Annotated in this window: 14 protein-coding genes; 7 read left to right on the top strand and 7 right to left on the bottom strand. The window is 75.7% G+C overall.

The genetic code is table 11. The features are described from left to right. Positions 1–107 precede the first annotated feature (107 nt). Positions 108–1115, bottom strand: coding sequence for an AEC family transporter (locus tag ACZ34W_RS23780; protein ID WP_465606840.1), 1008 nt, complete (start codon positions 1113–1115; stop codon positions 108–110). Positions 1116–1269: 154 nt separating this feature from the next. On the opposite strand from ACZ34W_RS23780, the gene ACZ34W_RS23775 reads away from it, so the two are divergent. After that, positions 1270–1728, top strand: coding sequence for an HD domain-containing protein (locus ACZ34W_RS23775; protein WP_465606838.1), 459 nt, complete (start codon positions 1270–1272; stop codon positions 1726–1728). A gap of 271 nt (positions 1729–1999) precedes the next feature. Here the strand turns inward: ACZ34W_RS23775 and ACZ34W_RS23770 are convergent, their stop codons facing one another. Both ACZ34W_RS23770 and ACZ34W_RS23765 read right to left on the bottom strand, forming a co-directional pair. Then, positions 2000–2374 (bottom strand): aggregation-promoting factor C-terminal-like domain-containing protein, encoded by a 375-nt coding sequence (locus ACZ34W_RS23770; RefSeq protein ID WP_329490926.1) that lies wholly within the window; start codon positions 2372–2374, stop codon positions 2000–2002. A gap of 517 nt (positions 2375–2891) precedes the next feature. Further along, on the bottom strand, positions 2892–3686 hold the full coding sequence (locus ACZ34W_RS23765) for an NAD(P)H-dependent oxidoreductase (protein WP_465606836.1): 795 nt from the start codon (positions 3684–3686) through the stop codon (positions 2892–2894). Between the two features lie 116 nt (positions 3687–3802). Here ACZ34W_RS23765 and ACZ34W_RS23760 point away from each other — a divergent pair, with 116 nt between their 5' ends. Further along, positions 3803–4777, top strand: a complete 975-nt coding sequence (locus ACZ34W_RS23760; RefSeq protein ID WP_465606834.1) for a helix-turn-helix domain-containing protein — start codon at positions 3803–3805, stop codon at positions 4775–4777. Positions 4778–4882: 105 nt separating this feature from the next. Here the strand turns inward: ACZ34W_RS23760 and ACZ34W_RS23755 are convergent, their stop codons facing one another. The 3 genes from ACZ34W_RS23755 to ACZ34W_RS23745 all read right to left on the bottom strand — a co-directional run bounded on the left by ACZ34W_RS23755 (position 4883) and on the right by ACZ34W_RS23745 (position 8665). Next, on the bottom strand, positions 4883–6442 hold the full coding sequence (locus tag ACZ34W_RS23755; RefSeq protein ID WP_465606832.1) for a carboxyl transferase domain-containing protein: 1560 nt from the start codon (positions 6440–6442) through the stop codon (positions 4883–4885). 154 nt (positions 6443–6596) lie between these two features. Beyond that, positions 6597–7409, bottom strand: a complete 813-nt coding sequence (locus ACZ34W_RS23750; RefSeq protein ID WP_465606830.1) for a sirohydrochlorin chelatase — start codon at positions 7407–7409, stop codon at positions 6597–6599. A 107-nt stretch (positions 7410–7516) separates the two neighbouring features. Beyond that, positions 7517–8665 (bottom strand): uroporphyrinogen-III synthase, encoded by a 1149-nt coding sequence (locus ACZ34W_RS23745; protein ID WP_465606828.1) that lies wholly within the window; start codon positions 8663–8665, stop codon positions 7517–7519. 359 nt (positions 8666–9024) lie between these two features. On the opposite strand from ACZ34W_RS23745, the gene nirB reads away from it, so the two are divergent. From nirB to ACZ34W_RS23720, 5 genes are all read left to right on the top strand, one after another. After that, positions 9025–11619 (top strand): nitrite reductase large subunit NirB, encoded by a 2595-nt coding sequence (nirB, locus tag ACZ34W_RS23740; protein WP_465606826.1) that lies wholly within the window; start codon positions 9025–9027, stop codon positions 11617–11619. Continuing rightward, positions 11616–12020: a nitrite reductase small subunit NirD gene (gene nirD / locus ACZ34W_RS23735; RefSeq protein WP_329490935.1), complete on the top strand. Its 405-nt coding sequence runs from the start codon at positions 11616–11618 to the stop codon at positions 12018–12020. Before nirB ends, nirD begins: the two co-directional genes overlap by 4 nt. Further along, positions 12017–13375 (top strand): nitrate/nitrite transporter, encoded by a 1359-nt coding sequence (locus ACZ34W_RS23730; protein ID WP_465606824.1) that lies wholly within the window; start codon positions 12017–12019, stop codon positions 13373–13375. The genes nirD and ACZ34W_RS23730 overlap by 4 nt, the downstream gene beginning before the upstream one ends. 92 nt (positions 13376–13467) lie before the next feature. After that, positions 13468–14139, top strand: coding sequence for a TetR/AcrR family transcriptional regulator (locus ACZ34W_RS23725; RefSeq protein WP_359806257.1), 672 nt, complete (start codon positions 13468–13470; stop codon positions 14137–14139). Positions 14140–14318: 179 nt separating this feature from the next. Beyond that, a complete protein-coding gene (locus ACZ34W_RS23720) occupies positions 14319–14918 on the top strand; it encodes a universal stress protein (RefSeq protein ID WP_465606821.1) in 600 nt (199 codons plus the stop codon). A 20-nt stretch (positions 14919–14938) separates the two neighbouring features. On the opposite strand, the gene ACZ34W_RS23715 is transcribed toward ACZ34W_RS23720, so the two are convergent. Next, positions 14939–15697, bottom strand: a complete 759-nt coding sequence (locus ACZ34W_RS23715; protein WP_465606819.1) for an alpha/beta hydrolase — start codon at positions 15695–15697, stop codon at positions 14939–14941. Positions 15698–16078: the final 381 nt, after the last annotated feature.

Raw genomic sequence — 16078 nt, 5'->3', positions numbered from 1 at the left:
ACGCTTCACCCACGTCGCCCACTTCCATGCCCACTTCATCGCCCGCTTCGTCGGCCGGGCCGACCCGCCGTCGCGCGCCGGTCCGACGTGCCGCCGGCCCGTACGGCTCAGCCGGGTCCGAGCGTCCAGCTGACGAGTGACAGCGTCGCCATCGAGACCACGGTGGAGCAGAGGATCGAGCGCCGCGCGAGCGCGGTGCTGTGCCCGTACTGGGCGGCGTAGACGAACACGTTCTGCGCGGTCGGCAGGGCGGAGAACAGCACCACGGTGAGCAGTTGGTGGGGCGGCAGGTGGAGCAGGCCGGCCCCGACTGCGAACGCCGCCAGTGGCTGGATCAGCGTCTTGAGCACCACCGTCACCCCGACCTCCGCGTACCGGCGGTTGCCGGGGCCCGCGCCGCTGCCGGGGCCCGCACCGATGTCAGCACCGGCACCAGGAACGGTGCCGGCGCCGGTACCGGTGTCCGCGGCGGTCGCCGGGCGGCCGTGCAGCGACATGCCGAGGGCCACCAGCGCGGCCGGTACGCCCGCGCCGCCGAGCAGTTCGCAGGAGCGGGCCAGCTCGGCGGGCGGGTGCCAGCCGGTCGCCGAGACCGCGGCGCCGAGCGCGACCGCCAGCAGGATGGGGTTGCGCACCGGCAGGGTGAGCGCGGCCCGGCGGCCGGCGCGGCCGGTGTCCAGCACGGTCAGCACGATCGGGGTGACCAGCAGGGTCTGGAACAGCACCACCGGTCCGACGAAGGAGGCGTCGCCGAGCACCTGGAGGGCCACCGGAATGCCGAGGTTGGCGGAGTTGACGTAGCCGGAGGCCATCCCGCCGATCGTGCCCGAGGCGAGCCCCCGGCCGAAGAACCGGTGGGCGGCCAGCAGGCCGAGACCGGCGGCGAGCGCCGTCCCGGCGGCGAAGGCCAGCATCGACGGGTTGGCGAACCGGTTCAGCGGCGTCCGGGCGATCACCAGGAACAGGGCCGCGGGCATGGCCAGATGGAAGCTGAACCGGCTCAGCACCGCGTCGGCGTGCGGCCCGAGCAGTCCGCTGCGGCCGACCAGGTAGCCGATCCCGATGAGGGCCCAGATCGGGGCGAAGCCGGAGAGCAACGGGTGCAGACTGGGCATGGCTCCTCGGGGTGGTCCGGGGTTGGTCCGGGGTGTCCGGCCGTGTCCGGTGGGCGGGTCGCGGGGGTCTCCCGGCACCGCCGCAGTCAACCAGACGCCCTCCCGGCCGAGTCGGCCGGGCACCCCGCGGGGGCTCGCGGCCTACCATGGCCCGGTGGAGAACCTGAGCCTGGTCGAGGTCGAGACGATCGCGCGGCGTGCCCATGACGGGCAGGTCGACAAGAACGGTCACCCCTACAGCGAGCACCTCGCCGCGGTGGCGCACGGTGTGGCGGAACGCGGCGGCAGCGAGGAGCAGATCGCGGCGGGCTGGCTGCACGACGCGATCGAGGACGAGGTGCTGACCCGCGAGTGGCTGGCCTCCGCGACCCTGTCCGAGGACACCAAGGCGATCGTGGACGCCCTCACCAAGCGCCCCGGCGAGCCGGTGGAGGAGTACACGGCCCGCATCCTGGCGACCCCCGGCGCGCTCCTGGTCAAGCGGGCCGACCTGGCCCACAACTCGAGTCCGGCCCGGCTGGCCACCCTGGACGCGCCGACGGCCGAACGGCTGGCCGCCAAGTACCGCCGGATGCGCGAACTGCTCGGCCTGGTGGGCGTGGACGGCGACTGACACCCTTCGCCGCCCGGTACCGGTCCGCCCGGCCCGCTCAGGTTCGCCCGGCCCGGTCGGGTCCGGGGGAGCGCGCCGGCCCGGGCCCGGAGACGGGCGAGAGGGCCCGCGCACGCGGATCGCGCGTGCACGGGCCCTCTCGGTCACCCCGGTGATCCCTGTCCGATCCCCGGGGTGAGGGGGGACAGTGGTCTGGCTGCGGCAGCCGGAGCTCCGGCGGAGCACCGGCGATCGATCGGCCGGCCGGCCCGGTGGCTCGGAAGAGTTCGGCTTAGTACCAGTGGTGGGTCTGCCAGAACGACCAGGCGGCGTTCGGGCTGCCGTAGCGGGAGTTCATGTAGTCCAGCGCCCACTTGATCTGGGTCTTCGGGTTGGTCTTCCAGTCCGCACCGGCGGAGGCCATCTTCGAGCCCGGCAGCGCCTGGGCCAGGCCGTACGCGCCCGAGCTGGGGTTGGTCGCGGTCACGTTCCAGCTGGACTCGTGGCTGATGATCTGGCTGAACGACGCGAGCTGGCCGGCCGGCACGATCTGGGCGGCGAGGGCCTGGGGGGACACGGTCGCGGCCGAGGCGGTGGCGGGCACCAGGCCGGCGCCCAGGGCGGTCAGACCGGCGGCGCCGGCGAGAAGAGCGGCGGAAGTACGCATACGGAGCTTGAAAGCGGGCATGAAGGAGAAGACCTCAATCGGGTTGGGCCGGTGTCACGCCCCGCCTCGACCGTTGGCCGGACAGGGGCCGATACGGTCGCGGGGCGTGACTCGGCAGTGAGCCGTGCTCCGGCGGGACAGGTGCCGGAGCGGCTGACGACTGAGCCATTGTTGCCAGACGGGATTGGCCGTCGCCAAGACCCCCTCGCTACGACCGGGCGTCGTAGCCGGGGTCGTGCCGTGGATTCGAAGGGTCCTCCGGAGCCGCCTGCGGCGTGCCCGCCGGCCTGGGCGGATCCGCGATCGGCGGCCGACCGAGTGGCTGTCCCGAGAACGACTACCGCCCGTCGTGGCGGCCTTTCGTGTGTGAGCGCACTCACCGGCGGGCCACCGGGGCCCGTCACGGACCGGCCCGGGGGAACCACTACGGGTACAGACGATCTGAGAGCGGCGCCACACCGGTGCGCCCTCGGTGGGCGCCCCGACGGCCCGGACCGGGTCCCGCCGCCCGGGCTCCTCAGCCGCGCGGGCGGACGTGCAGGTCCAACCCGCCCGTCCCCGGCGCCTCCACACCCGGCATCAGCCGCATGTCGCGGCCGTAGTCACCCCCGACGAGCGACCGGAACGGGACCGGCTCGTCGGTGAAGAGCCGGTCGAGCCGCCGGCCGTACGCCTCCTTCGCCGCCTCGAAGCGCGCCTCGGACAGCTCGTTCGCGTCGTACACCGCGAACGGCTCCAGCGGTGCCATACCGGTGAACCAGAAGAGGCCGTGCTGGACCGGGTGGAGCACGTCCGCCAGCCGGCCGTGGATGCCCCGGTCGAGGAGCGACGTCTCCCGCGCGCCCGCCGTCACGGACATCAGCGCGCGCCGGCCCGCCAGGGCGGAGTCCTGGGTGTAGGGGGGAGGCAGGGCCGGGCCGTAGCCGAACCCGGCGGTGAACACCCGCTCGATCCAGCCCTTCATGAGCGCGGGGGTCGAGAACCACCAGAGCGGGAACTGCAGGATCACCGCGTCCGACCAGCGCACCTTCTCCTGCTCCGCGGCGATGTCCGGCGACAGCCGCCCGGCCAGCGTGGCCCGCTCCGAGGCGGCCATCACGTGCAGCCGCTCGTCCGGCGCGTGTGCGGGGAAGTCGTCGGCGTCCAGCCCGGCCTTCCACTTCATCGCGTAGAGGTCGGACTGCCGGACCTCGTGCCCCGCGCCGCGCAGGCGGTCGACCGCGAACGCGGTGAGGGCGGTGGTGAGCGAGCGGGGGTCCGGGTGGGCGCTGACGACGAGGATCTTCTGCTGCTGCGGCGTGGCTGCGGTCATGTCGTACACGCTCTCCCGGGCGCGACCGGGCAGCCAGAACCCTGGTCAACCGGAGGACCGGTGATCCTGGTACCGGGAGGGCCACCCATACTGGACGCCAGGAAACGGGGGGCGGGATGAGGCACAAGGACACGACGACGGACGGCACGGGCGGGGGCGGCGGCCGGGTCGAGACGGTCGGGACGGTCGACGGGGTCGGCGACACCCGGCGGGCGCTCGGCGGTTTCCTGCGGGCCCGGCGCGGCCGCGTCGCTCCGGAGGACGTCGGCATCGCCGGCGGCCGTCACCGGCGGGTCCGCGGGCTGCGCCGCGAGGAACTGGCCCAGCTCGCCGGGATCAGCGTCGACTACTACGTCCGCCTCGAACAGGGCCGGGCCACCCAGCCGTCCACCGAGGTGCTCGACGCGCTCGCGCGGGCGCTCGGCCTCGACGCCGCCGAGCGCCGGCACCTCGCCACCCTGGCCGGAGCCCGGCGCGGCACCGCGCCCGCGGCGCGGGTCAGCCCGCAGCTGCGGCGGCTCCTGGACGCCGTCGTCCACTTCCCCGCCTTCGCGACGACCCCCCACCTCGACGTGGTGGCCTGGAACGCGCTGGGCGCCGAACTGATGGGCGGACTCGGCACACCCGGCGGCCGGGACGGCAACAACGCCAGGTACCTGTTCTGCGACCCCGCCTCCCGGGACGTCCACCCCGAGTGGGAGGACCGGGCCCGCGAGGCCGTCGGCCAGCTGCGGGTCTCCGCCGGGAGCTACCCGGACGACACGGAGCTGGCCGCGCTGATCACCGAACTGTCGGCGCGCAGCGCGGACTTCCGGCGGATCTGGGTCACCGGCGAGATCGTGGTGTGCGGCGCGGGCCGCAAACGGCTGCGGCACCCGGTGGCGGGGCTGCTTACCCTGGACTACGAGACGCTGCACGTGCCCGCCGCACCGGGCGAGACGGGCCTGGTCGTACACGTGTTCAGCGCGGCGGAGAACAGCCCGGAGGCCGCCGCGCTGGCCCGGCTGGCCGAGGCCGGGGCGGCCTCGCAGCAGGAGCGGGCCGCCGGGCCGGTGCGGTACTCGCGACGGCGTGCCGATGAAGGGCGGTGACCACGTCGACTTCCTGAGGTGAGACCGGACCCGCCTCCCGGGGGAGCCACGGCTTGTCCGACCGTTCTCCCCGCGCGCCGGTGCGGCGCGCGTGGTCAGTGAGTCCTAGACGGAGCCGCCGCGGGCCGGGGCGACGAGCAGGTCCCCGAGCCGGCGGTGGCGCCGGGCGCGGGCGGTGAGCCGCTCGGCCTCCGGTACCCCGGCCAGTGCGGTGAGCGCCGCGCCGACCGCCCGGCCGAGCCGGTCGCAGAACGCGGCCGGCTCGTCGGCGGCGTCCGGCCGTTCGGGCACCACGGCGTCGACCAGGCCGACCGCCGCCAGGTCGGCCGCGCCGATGCCCTGCGAGCGGGCGAGGTCGGCGGCGTGCGCGCCGTCCCGGTGGACGATCGCGGAGGCGCCTTCGGGCGGCAGCGGCGCGAGCCAGGCGTGGCCGGCGGCGAGCACCCGGTCGGCGGGCAGCAGGGCGAGCGCGCCGCCGCCCGAGCCCTGGCCGAGCAGCACCGCCAGCACCGGCGTGCGCAGGGCGAGCAGGGTGGTCAGGCAGTGCGCGATCTCGACGGCGATGCCGTCCAGTTCGGCCGCCGCGGACAGCTCGGCGCCGGCCGTGTCGACGACGGTGACCAGCGGCAGGCCGAGCTGCTCGGCGAGCCGGGCGCTGCGCCGTACGGCCCGCAGGTCGGCGGCGGTGAAAGGGCGTTCATGGTCCGGACCCTGCCGTTGCTGCCCGACGATCAGGGCGGGCCGGCCGTGCAGGACGGCGAGGGCCCGGACCAGGGCGCCGCCGCGGCCGCCTGGCGCGTCCAGCAGGACCAGCTCGTCGGCCGTCCGGCGCAGCAGCTCGCGCGCCCCCGGCCGGTCGGGGCGGCGGGTGCGCCGCACGGAGTCCCAGGCGTCCGGCTCTCGGGCGGTCGCGATGTCGGGCGCGGGTGCGGTGTCCGGTACGGTCACGGCCTCCGGTGCGGTCACGGAATCCGGCACGCTCGCGGCCGGGGCCAGGACGGCCAGCGACCGTCGGAGCACCTCCCGCAGGTCCTCCGGCGCCACCACGGCGTCCACCAGGCCGCGCCCGGCCAGGGTCTCCGCGAGCTGCACGTCCGCGGGCAGCTCCACGCCCCGCAACTCCTGGTACACCCGGGGCCCGAGGAACCCGAGCCGGGCCCGCGGCTCGGCGAACACCAGCTGTCCCAGCGTCCCCCAGGAGGCGAAGACCCCGCCCATGGTGGGGTTGCGCAGGTAGCTGAGGTACGGCAGGCCGGCCGCGCGGTGGGCCTGGACGGCGGCGGTGATGCGCAGCATGCAGAGGAAGGCCGCCGACCCCTCCTGCATCCGCGTCCCGCCCGAGACCGGCAGGGCGACCAGCGGGAGCCGCTCGGCCGTCGCCCGTTCCACGGCCCGGGTGATCCGTTCCGCGGTGGCCACCCCGATCGAGCCGCCGAGGAAGCCGAACTCGGAGGCGACCAGCGCCACCGGCCGGCCGGCGATCAGCCCGACCCCGGTGATCACCGCTTCGTCCACCCCGGTGCGTTCGCGCGCCCGGGCCAGTGCGGCCAGGTAGTCGGCGTCGGCCGACTGCGCCCCGACCGGCTCGTCCCAGCTCCGGAACGAGCCCTGGTCCACCAGCAGGCCGATGAGTTGACGTGCCGTCAGTGACCTTCCGGTCCCCACAACCCACCCCGCCGTCCGAGCCGTCCGCATCGACAAGATCCACCCTACGCAGCGGCCGACCAGCCGTCCCGGACCGACGGGCGGGTGTGACCGGGTCGACAGCTTCGGGGGCCGGGGTTGCGCGCGCCGACCGCGTCGACCGCCGTGCGCCGGCTCAGCGGAGCACGGCGGCCTCCTCCCGCCGGGGCACGGCGGTGCGGTTGTCGTGGTCGGCGCGGCCGGGGAGGGCCGGGCGGCAGGCCCGGTCGTAGCGGTCGGCGACCAGGCGGGCGAGCGCGTCGTGCGTGCCGAGCGGGGCGCTGGCCCACCGGGCGGCGGTGCCGGCCGCCCGGTCGGCGAAGAACCCCGGGCCGAGCAGGTAGGTGGCGACGGCCACGTCGCGGTGGCCGGCCGCGTGCAGGGCCTCGACCGCCTCCTGCGGAGTCGGCCGGGCCGCCGAGAGGTAGGCGGGGACGACCGGCCGGCCCTCGCCGAGCCGGCGGGCGAGCAGCCGCGCCGTCCGGGCGGTGTCCGCGGCGGCGGCCGGGTCGGAGGAGCCGGCCGCCGCGAGCACCACCGGTCCGGCGCCGGCCGGGCGGCCGCTCTCGGCGAGCCGGTCCGCCAGGGCGGCGGCCAGCAGCGGGCTCGGGCCCAGCGCGGGGGCGAGTCGGACGTGCGGCAGACCGGCGTCGGCCAGCGCGCGGGGGATGTCCACCCGCAGGTGGTAGCCGGTACCGAGGAGCAGCGGCACCAGGACGGCGGCCTCGCCGGCGGACAGCTCGCCCAGCGCGGTGGGCAGGGAGGGCACGGCGAGGTCCAGGAAGCAGCAGCGGACGTCGAGTTCGGGGCGCAGCGCGCGGACCCGGGCGAGCAGCGCCCTGGTGGCGGCCGTTCCGGCCGGATCGCGGCTGCCGTGGGCGACGGCCAGCAGCACCGGACGGCCGCCGCGCGGTGCCGGCCGGGCCGCCGGCTTCCGCACCGGGCTCATCACCGGCCGGGCCCGGGGACCGTCCCCGGGCAGCCGGTCCGTCAGGTTCCGCGGGGCCGCGTCGGTCGTCCGCTCCGGCCCGTTCCGCCTCGCGGCTGTCCGGCGCATCAGGCCGCCGCCAGCCGGTAGCCGCGCTTCGGGACCGTCCGGATCAGCCCGCCGTGCGGCCCGAGCGCGGCCCGCAGCCGGCCGATCGCCGCCTCGACCGCGTGCTCGTCCGCCGCCGCGTCCACCCAGACGGTGCGCAGCAGTTCGGCCCGGCTGAGCACCCGGCCCGGCTGTTCGGCGAGCGCCCGCAGCACGGCCGCCCCGCGCGGGCTCAGCCAGTGGCTCTCGCCGTCGACCAGTACGGCGTTGCCCTGGAGGGTCAGCAGCCTTCCGGCGAGGGCGAGTTCGCGCCGGTTCCGGCCGGGCAGTGTCTCGCCGAGGTAGCGGACCAGGGAGCCCAGCCGGCCGCGCTCGGGGAACAGCACGGGCAGGCCGAGGTCGGCGAACGGCCGGGCGCAGAGCGCGCCGACGCAGACCGGCAGGACGTCGCCGCGCAGGGCGTCCAGCAGCGGCTCCCGCAGTCCTTCGGAGGTGGCCGTCTCCACGAAGGCGCTGACGGCCGGGGCACTGGTGAAGGTGAGCGCGTGGACCTGCCGCCGGACGGTCTGCTCGACCAGCCGCCGCACCGGCGTCGGGTCGTCCGGGGCCTCCCAGCGGTAGACCGGGACGGAGATCACCTCGGCACCGCGCTCGCGCAGCGCCGCCGCGAAGGCGTCCAGCCGGACGCCGTGCTCCTGGATGGCGACCCGACGGCCGGCCAGCGGGCGGGCGAGCAGCCAGGTGAGCAGCTCGTCGGTGGCCTCGGAGCGGGGGGAGAAGGCCTCGTCGAGGCCGCTCGCCCGGACGGCGCCGGTCGCCTTGGGGCCACGGCTGAGCACCACGGCGTTGCGGCAGGCGTCGGCCAGGGCGGCGCCCCGGCCCCACCCCTCGGCGGCGCTCATCCAGCCGCGCCAGCCGACGCCGGTGGTGGCCACCACGTAGTCCAGCGGGGCGGCCAGGCAGAGTTCGGTGGCCCGGCGCAGGGCGAGGTCGTCGGCCAGCGGGGTGATCCGCAGCACGGGGGCCTCGACCACCTGGGCGCCGCGCCGGCTGAGCAGGGCGACCAGTTCGTCGCGGCGGCGGGCCGCGGTCACCCCGATCGTGAAGCCGGTCAGTGGGCCGGGGGGTGCGCCGGGACGCGGGCCGGTGGGGGTGGGGGAGGTTGCCATGGGCGCAAGGGTGCTTTCTCCGCGTTACGGCGGGGTTGCCCGCCGGTCACCCGGGCGTAAGCGAAGCCGGCCCCCCGGTTACGGCTGATGTCCTGCCGCGCACCCCGCCCCCCGGAGGCCGTGAGCGAGGCGTACCGCGCGCGCAACACGGGGGACCCGACCGCGAAACGACCACCGGTCAGATTCTTCGGCATGAGGACGGCACCCGACGGACCGCTCGCCGGACACCCGCCCCACCTGCCGGACACCCGCCCCACTCGCCGGACACCCGGCCCACCCGCCGTATCCGCTCGCCCGAGCAGCACCCCACAGACCCCGCCACCCCGCACCCCCCCCCGTACGACCCGAGGAGTACCGCGATGACGTCGCACTCGCCCGACCGACCACGGGAGCTCGTCCTGGTCGGCCACGGCATGGTTGGCCAGCGCTTCCTGGAGGCCTGGACCGAGCAGCCCGGCGCCGATCGCTGGCGGGTCACCGTCCTCGCCGAGGAGCCGCGCCCGGCCTACGACCGCGTCCACCTCAGCTCGCTGTTCGACGGCCGGACACCCGAGGACCTCGCGCTCTGCCCGCCCGGTTTCCTCGCCGAGCACGGCATCGACCTGCGCCTCGGCGACCCGGTCACCGCCATCGACCGCGCCGCCCGTACGGTCACCACCCGGGCCGGCCGGCAGGTGCGCTACGACGCCCTGGTGCTGGCCACCGGATCCGCGCCCTTCGTGCCGCCCGTCCCCGGCCGGGACGCGGCCGGCTGCCACGTCTACCGGACCATCGAGGGCCTGGACGCGATCCGGGCCGACGCCGAGCGGGCGACGATCGGCGTGGTGGTCGGCGGCGGCCTGCTCGGCCTGGAGGCCGCCGGCGCGCTGCGGGCGACGGGCCTGTCCACCCACGTGGTCGAGTTCGCGCCCCGACTGATGGCCGTCCAGGTGGACGACGGTGGCGGGGCCCTGCTCCGCCGCAAGATCGAGGACCTCGGCGTGACCGTGCACACCAGTGCCGCCGCCGACGCCGTGGCGACCGGGCCGGAGGGCCGGGTGCGGGCGCTGAGCCTCTCCGACGGCCGCGAACTCGCGGCCGACCTGGTGGTGTTCTCCGCCGGCATCCGCCCGCGCGACCAGCTGGCCCGCGACTGCGGCCTGCCGGTCGGCACCCGCGGCGGCATCGTGGTCGACGAGCGCTGCCGCACCGCCGACCCGGCCGTGCTGGCCATCGGCGAGTGCGCCCAGGCTGCCGACGGCCGGGTCTACGGCCTGGTCGCCCCCGGGTACCAGATGGCCGAGACCGCCGCCCGCGAACTGGCCGACCGCCCCGGCGACGGCTTCGTGGGCGCGGACACCTCCACCAAGCTCAAGCTGCTCGGCGTGGACGTGGCCAGCTTCGGCGACCCGCACGGCGCCGCCGAGGGCGCCGTCGACGTGCTCTACAGCGACAGCCGGCTCGGCGTCTACCGCAAGCTGGTGATCGGCGCCGACGGCGCGCTGCTGGGCGGCGTCCTGGTCGGCGACACCGACTCCTACGGCACCCTGCGCCCGCTCGCGGTGGCCGGCCGGCCGCTGACCGTCCCGCCCGAGCAACTGGTGCTGCCCGCCGGGCTCTCCACCGCCGGACCGGTCGCGCTGCCCGACGAGGCGGTGCTCTGCTCCTGCCACAACGTCACCCAGGGGGCGGTCCGCGCCGCCGTCCGTGAGCAGGGCTGCGACAGCGTCGCCGCGGTCAAGAAGTGCACCCGGGCCGGCACCGGCTGCGGCAGCTGCGTCAAGCAGCTGGGCACCGTGGTCGGCGAGGAGCTGGCGGCCGCCGGGTTCGCCCCGCAGACCGGCCTGTGCGAGCACTTCGCGCAGACCCGCGCGGAGCTGTACGAGATCGTCCGGGTCACCGGCATCACCGGCTTCTCCGACCTGCTGGACCGGTACGGGCAGGGCGAGGGCTGCGAGGTCTGCAAGCCGACCGTCGCCTCGATCCTGGCCAGCCTCGGCGGCGGCCACATCCTGGACGGCGAGCAGGCCGCGCTGCAGGACTCCAACGACCATTTCCTCGCCAACCTGCAGCGCAACGGCTCCTACTCGGTGGTGCCGCGGGTGCCCGGCGGTGAGATCACCCCCGAGGGCCTGATCACGATCGGTGAGATCGCCCGCGACTACGGCCTCTACACCAAGATCACCGGCGGCCAGCGGATCGACCTCTTCGGTGCCAGCGTGGACCAACTCCCGGGCATCTGGGCCAGGTTGGTGGACGCCGGCTTCGAGTCCGGCCACGCCTACGGCAAGGCGCTGCGCACCGTGAAGTCCTGTGTCGGCGAGACCTGGTGCCGCTACGGCGTCCAGGACTCCGTCGCCCTCGCGATCGAGCTCGAACTGCGCTACCGGGGCCTGCGCTCTCCGCACAAGCTCAAGTCGGCGGTCTCGGGCTGCGCCCGCGAGTGCGCCGAGGCGCAGAGCAAGGACTTCGGCGTGATCGCCACCTCGGCCGGCTGGAACCTCTACGTCGGCGGCAACGGCGGCATGACGCCCCGTCATGCCGACCTGCTGGCAGCCGATCTGGACCGCGAGACGCTGATCCGCACCATCGACCGCTACCTGATGTTCTACATCCGCACCGCCGACCGCCTGGAGCGCACCTCGGTCTGGCTGGACCGCCTGGAGGGCGGTCTGGACCACCTGCGCGCGGTGGTCATCGACGACTCGCTCGGCATCGCCGCCGAGCTGGACGAACTGATGGATCGTCACATCAACTGCTACCAGGACGAATGGGCGGCCACCCTGGCCGACCCCGACCGGCTCCGGCGCTTCTCCTCCTTCGTCAACGCCCCCGGTACCCCGGACCCGGCCGTCACCTTCGTCCCCGAACGCGGCCAGATCCGCCCCGCCCGCCCCGGTGAGGACGGGCGCGTCCTCACCACCCCCGCTCCGGTCCTGGTGGCCGGGCCCCGACTGGAGGTGCTCACCCCGTGACCGTGGAAATCCACGACGGCACCCGCTGGCGTACCGTCTGCACCCTCGACGACCTGCAACCCGGGCGCGGAGTGGCGGTGCTGCTCGACGGCGAGCAGGTGGCCGTCTTCCGGGACCGCTCCGGCGGCCTGCACGCCCTCGACAACCGGGACCCGTTCAGCGGCGCGCACGTCCTCTCGCGCGGCCTGCTCGGCAGCCGCGGCGAGCGGCCCACCCTGGCGTCCCCGATGTACAAGCAGGTCTTCGACCTGACCGACGGCCGCTGCCTCGACGAGGAGACCGCCCCCGACGGCACCCCCGCCGTCCTCAGGCTCTGGCCGGTCCGCAGCGCGGTGGAGCCGGCGCCCGCCGCGGCCCGCCCCGCCGTGCCCGCCCGCGCCACCGCGCAGGCCCCCGCATGAGCGCCGTCGTCGAGACCGGACGCCCCGGCAGCAGACCCGCCCCGACCGTGCTCGCCGGCTGGGACCCGGAGGACACCGCGTTCTGGGACCGGACCGGAGCCCGGATCGCCCGGCGCAACCTGGTCTTCTCGGTGCTCTCCGAACACATCGGCTTCTCGGTCTGGAGCCTCTGGTCGGTGCTCGTGCTCTTCCTCGGCCCCGAGTACCACATCGACACGGCCGGCAAGTTCACCCTGACCGCCCTGCCCACCGCGCTCGGCGCGACGCTGCGCCTGCCGTACACCTTCGCGGTGGCCCGGTTCGGCGGCCGCAACTGGACGGTGATCAGCGCACTGCTGCTGCTCGTCCCCACCGCGCTGGCGGCGCTGGTGCTGACCCCGGGCGTGCACTACGGCACGCTGCTCGCGGTGGCCTGCGTCGCCGGGTTCGGCGGCGGCAACTTCGCCTCCTCGATGGCCAACATCAACGCCTTCTACCCGCACCGCCTCAAGGGCTGGGCGCTCGGCATCAACGCCGGCGGCGGCAACCTCGGCGTCCCGGCGGTGCAGCTGCTCGGCCTGCTGGTGCTCGCCACCGCCGGCGCGGCGCACCCCCGGCTGCTGCCGCTGCTCTACCTGCCGCTGATCGTGCTGGCCGCGGCCGGGGCCTGGTGGCGGATGGACAACCTCGCCGTCCCGCCGCGGGGCGAGGGCCGGGCGCTGCGCGAGGTCGCCCGCGACCCGTACGGCTGGGCGGTCTCCACCCTGTACATCGGCACCTTCGGCTCGTTCATCGGCTTCGGCTTCGCCTTCGGGCAGGTCCTGCAGGTGCAGTTCCACGACCGCTTCGACACGCCGGTCAAGGCTGCCGCGCTGACCTTCCTCGGGCCGCTGCTCGGCTCGCTGCTGCGGCCGGTCGGCGGGCGGCTGGCCGACCGCTGGGGCGGTCCGCGGGTCACCCTGGCCACCTTCGTGGGGATGGGCGCCGGCACGGCCGTCGTGCTGGCCGCCTCCCGGGCCGGTTCGCTGCCGCTGTTCCTCGCCGGCTTCGTCGCGCTGTTCGTGCTGAGCGGCATCGGCAACGGCTCGACCTACAAGATGATCCCGGCGCACTACCAGGACCGGGCCCGGGCGGAGGTCGCGGCCGGCGCCGATCCGGCGGGGGCCGAGGCCGACTCGCGCCGCCGGTCGTCCGCGCTGATCGGACTGGCCGGGGCGGTGGGGGCGTTCGGCGGGGTGTTGGTCAACCTGGCCTTCCGGCAGTCCTTCCTCAGCACCCACAACGGCGACGCCGCGTACCTCGGCTTCCTCGCGGCCTACCTGTTCTGCTCGGCGCTGACCTGGGCGGTCTGGCTGCGGCCCCGCGCGTCACGCTGACCGCGGTCGCGTGGACCGGCCCCGGGGTGTCGCCCACCCCGGGGCCGGTCCGGTGCCCGGGCCCGGGCGGACGCGATTGCTAGGGTCGTCGCATGGCATCGAGCAGCGCGACGACCCCCGGCCGGCTGCGACGCGACGCCCAGCGCAACCGCGACCTGCTGCTGGCCGCCGCCCGCGAGCTGTTCTCCCGGCAGGGCCTGGACGTCCCGCTGGACCAGATCGCCAAGGAGGCCGGCGTCGGCAACGCGACGCTGTACCGGCACTTCCCGACCCGCGAGGCACTGATCGCCGAGGTCTTCGCCGACGCCGCCGCACTGCTCGACGGCGCGGCCCGGGAGGCACTGGCCGCCGAGGACGCCTGGAGCGCGATCGAGCGCTACTTCGAGCGGATCTTCGAGCTGGTCGCCGCCGACCGGGGCATCAACGACCTGGTCACCCAGGCCATCCCCACCACCCCCGCGATGATCGCGATCAGCCGGCAGAACGCGGTGACGGTCGGCACCCTGGTCGCCCGGGCGCAGCAGCAGGGCACCATGCGCCCCGACGTCGCCACCATGGACCTGCTCTTCATGCTCGGCCCGCTCTGCCGGGCCCTGCCCGCCACCACCGAGCTGCGCCCCGACCTCTGGCGCCGCTACCTCGCCCTCCTGCTCGACGGCTTCCGTACCCGGGCCGCCCACCCGCTCCCCGTCCCGCCGATCGGCGAGGAGCACCTGGACAAGATGTTCGCCGACCTCTGGGAGGCGGACGGCCCCGGCGCCTGACCCGGCCGTGCACCCCGCTGCCGTCGGGGGGAGCGCTGTCAGGACCGCGTACGGATCGGCCCGCCGCGCGTCAGGGCTCCGTCAACGGACGGCCGCTGCGGCTGCGGCCCGGCTTTGCTGAGTCCGTCAGCGAGACACGCGACAGCGCGGCAGGACAGGCCGGAAGGACGGGCAGGGCCATGGCGGACAACGGCGCCGGAATCCACGGGGACGAGCCGACGGACGAGCTGACGGGCGAGTCGACGGTCGGGCCGGGTGGCGGACCGGACGGGCGCGGCCGTCTCGTGGTCGGGGTCAGCGGGTCACTCGGCAGCCTGGCCGCCCTGCACCACGCGGTCGCCGAGGCCCGCCGCACCGACGCCGAGGTCCTCGCGGTGCTCTGCTGGACGCCGGCCGGCGGCGAGTTCGGCTACCGCCGGTCCCCCTGCCCGCCGCTGCTCAGCGCCTGCCGCGACGCGGCCGTCGCCCGGTTGCGGCAGGCCCTGGACGAGGCCTTCGGCGGCGGCCCGGCGGGCGTCCGGCTGCGCTGCCAGGCCGTGCGCGGGGAGACCGGCCGGGCCCTGGTCCGCTCCGCCGACCGCCCCGGGGACCGGCTCGTCCTCGGCGCCGGCGGCCGCGGGGCGCTCGCCCGCGCCCTGCGCCCGTCCGTGACGGCCTACTGCGTGCGGCACGCCGCCTGCCCCGTCCTGGCGGTGCCCAAGCCACCGCTCCAGCGTGACCTCGAAGCCCTCGAACGCCACCACCACGTCCGCGCGCTGCCCCTCACCGTCGGCAGCTGACCGGGGCCCGCTTCCCTCGGTCAGCGGGCCGGGTCGGCCGCCCGGGCCGGTGCGCCGACGGCCGCCGCCTCGGCCAGGACCCGGGCGGTCGCGCGGCCGGCGCGCACGGCGTGGTCCGCCCGGGCGGGGCGGCAGCGCTCCACGGCCGGGTCGTACTCGGTCAGCACCACGCCGGCGTGGTCGGAGTCCAGCTCCAGCAGCCGTACCGGCGAGCGCCGCTCGGTCAGCGCGGCGTGCAGCTCCCGGCTCAGCGCCGCGGGCACCAGGTCGTCGGCGGTGCCGTGCACCAGCCAGACCGGGACGGGGGAGGGCCGCTCGGCGAGGAGCGGCAGCGGGGCCTCGCCCGTGGTCACGGCCGGGCGGCCGTAGGCGGAGGCGATCCCGACGGCCGCCGTCGGGCGGACCTCCTCGGGGGTGCCCGGGTGGGTGGCCAGCGCGACGGCCTCGCGCCCGCCCAGCGACCAGCCGGCGAGTACGAACCGGGCCGGATCGCCGCCGAACGAGGCCGCCTCCCGGCGGGCGTACTCGAACGACGCCAGCAGCCGCGCACGGCCGCCGTCCTCCTGGTCCGAGCGCCAGTCGGGGACGAGCACCAGCAGCCCCAGCCCCGCCGCCTCCTGAGCCAGCGGCCGCAGCACGTCCCGCTCGTCCGAGCCCCGCCCGTGCCAGAGCAGGACGACGGCCGCCGGACCTTCGGCACCCACCGGGCGGTGGACGTCCATCAGGTGGCCGGGGGTGTACTCGACGACCTCGGGCGGGGTGGGGCGCTGACCGGTCATCCGGGATTCTCCTCGGGTTCGGGACGGGGTCTCCGAGCTGGTACTGTACTTCCTGTCGCGAGGGAGATGATCTCTCGTCAGGCGTCAGTGGTGCTACCGGAGCACGTCCTACTTTCAGTAGGGAGAGTCCGTTCAACCCGGGCCTGGCGCTCCACATCGGACGAGGTCCGGTGCCTTTCCAGGCATCGGACCTCTTCTGTTTTCCCGGATTCGGCCGATGCCCGGGCCGGTTCGGAGCACGACCCCTGACCTGCTAGTCTTCTTCCTGTCACGAGGGAGCTGATTCCTCGTCAGGCGTCAGTGGTGCTACCGGAGCACGTCCTACTTTCAGTAGGGAGAGTCCGTTCAACCCGGGCCTGGCGCTCCACGTCGAATGAGGTC

The organism is Kitasatospora sp. NPDC022856, assembly GCF_055561235.1.
Note: the sequence above shows the minus strand (reverse complement) of the source record. Positions and strands in the feature narration are given on the sequence as shown.

Excerpts from the sequence above, each read along its gene's own strand:
- ACZ34W_RS23780 (WP_465606840.1), bottom strand. The coding sequence starts at position 1,115 with ATGCCCAGTCTGCACCCGTTGCTCTCCGGCTTCGCCCCGATCTGGGCC.
- ACZ34W_RS23770 (WP_329490926.1), bottom strand. The coding sequence starts at position 2,374 with ATGCGTACTTCCGCCGCTCTTCTCGCCGGCGCCGCCGGTCTGACCGCC.
- ACZ34W_RS23765 (WP_465606836.1), bottom strand. The coding sequence starts at position 3,686 with ATGACCGCAGCCACGCCGCAGCAGCAGAAGATCCTCGTCGTCAGCGCC.
- ACZ34W_RS23760 (WP_465606834.1), top strand. The coding sequence starts at position 3,803 with ATGAGGCACAAGGACACGACGACGGACGGCACGGGCGGGGGCGGCGGC.
- ACZ34W_RS23750 (WP_465606830.1), bottom strand. The coding sequence starts at position 7,409 with ATGAGCCCGGTGCGGAAGCCGGCGGCCCGGCCGGCACCGCGCGGCGGC.
- ACZ34W_RS23745 (WP_465606828.1), bottom strand. The coding sequence starts at position 8,665 with ATGGCAACCTCCCCCACCCCCACCGGCCCGCGTCCCGGCGCACCCCCC.
- nirB (WP_465606826.1), top strand. The coding sequence starts at position 9,025 with ATGACGTCGCACTCGCCCGACCGACCACGGGAGCTCGTCCTGGTCGGC.
- ACZ34W_RS23730 (WP_465606824.1), top strand. The coding sequence starts at position 12,017 with ATGAGCGCCGTCGTCGAGACCGGACGCCCCGGCAGCAGACCCGCCCCG.
- ACZ34W_RS23725 (WP_359806257.1), top strand. The coding sequence starts at position 13,468 with ATGGCATCGAGCAGCGCGACGACCCCCGGCCGGCTGCGACGCGACGCC.
- ACZ34W_RS23720 (WP_465606821.1), top strand. The coding sequence starts at position 14,319 with ATGGCGGACAACGGCGCCGGAATCCACGGGGACGAGCCGACGGACGAG.
- ACZ34W_RS23715 (WP_465606819.1), bottom strand. The coding sequence starts at position 15,697 with ATGACCGGTCAGCGCCCCACCCCGCCCGAGGTCGTCGAGTACACCCCC.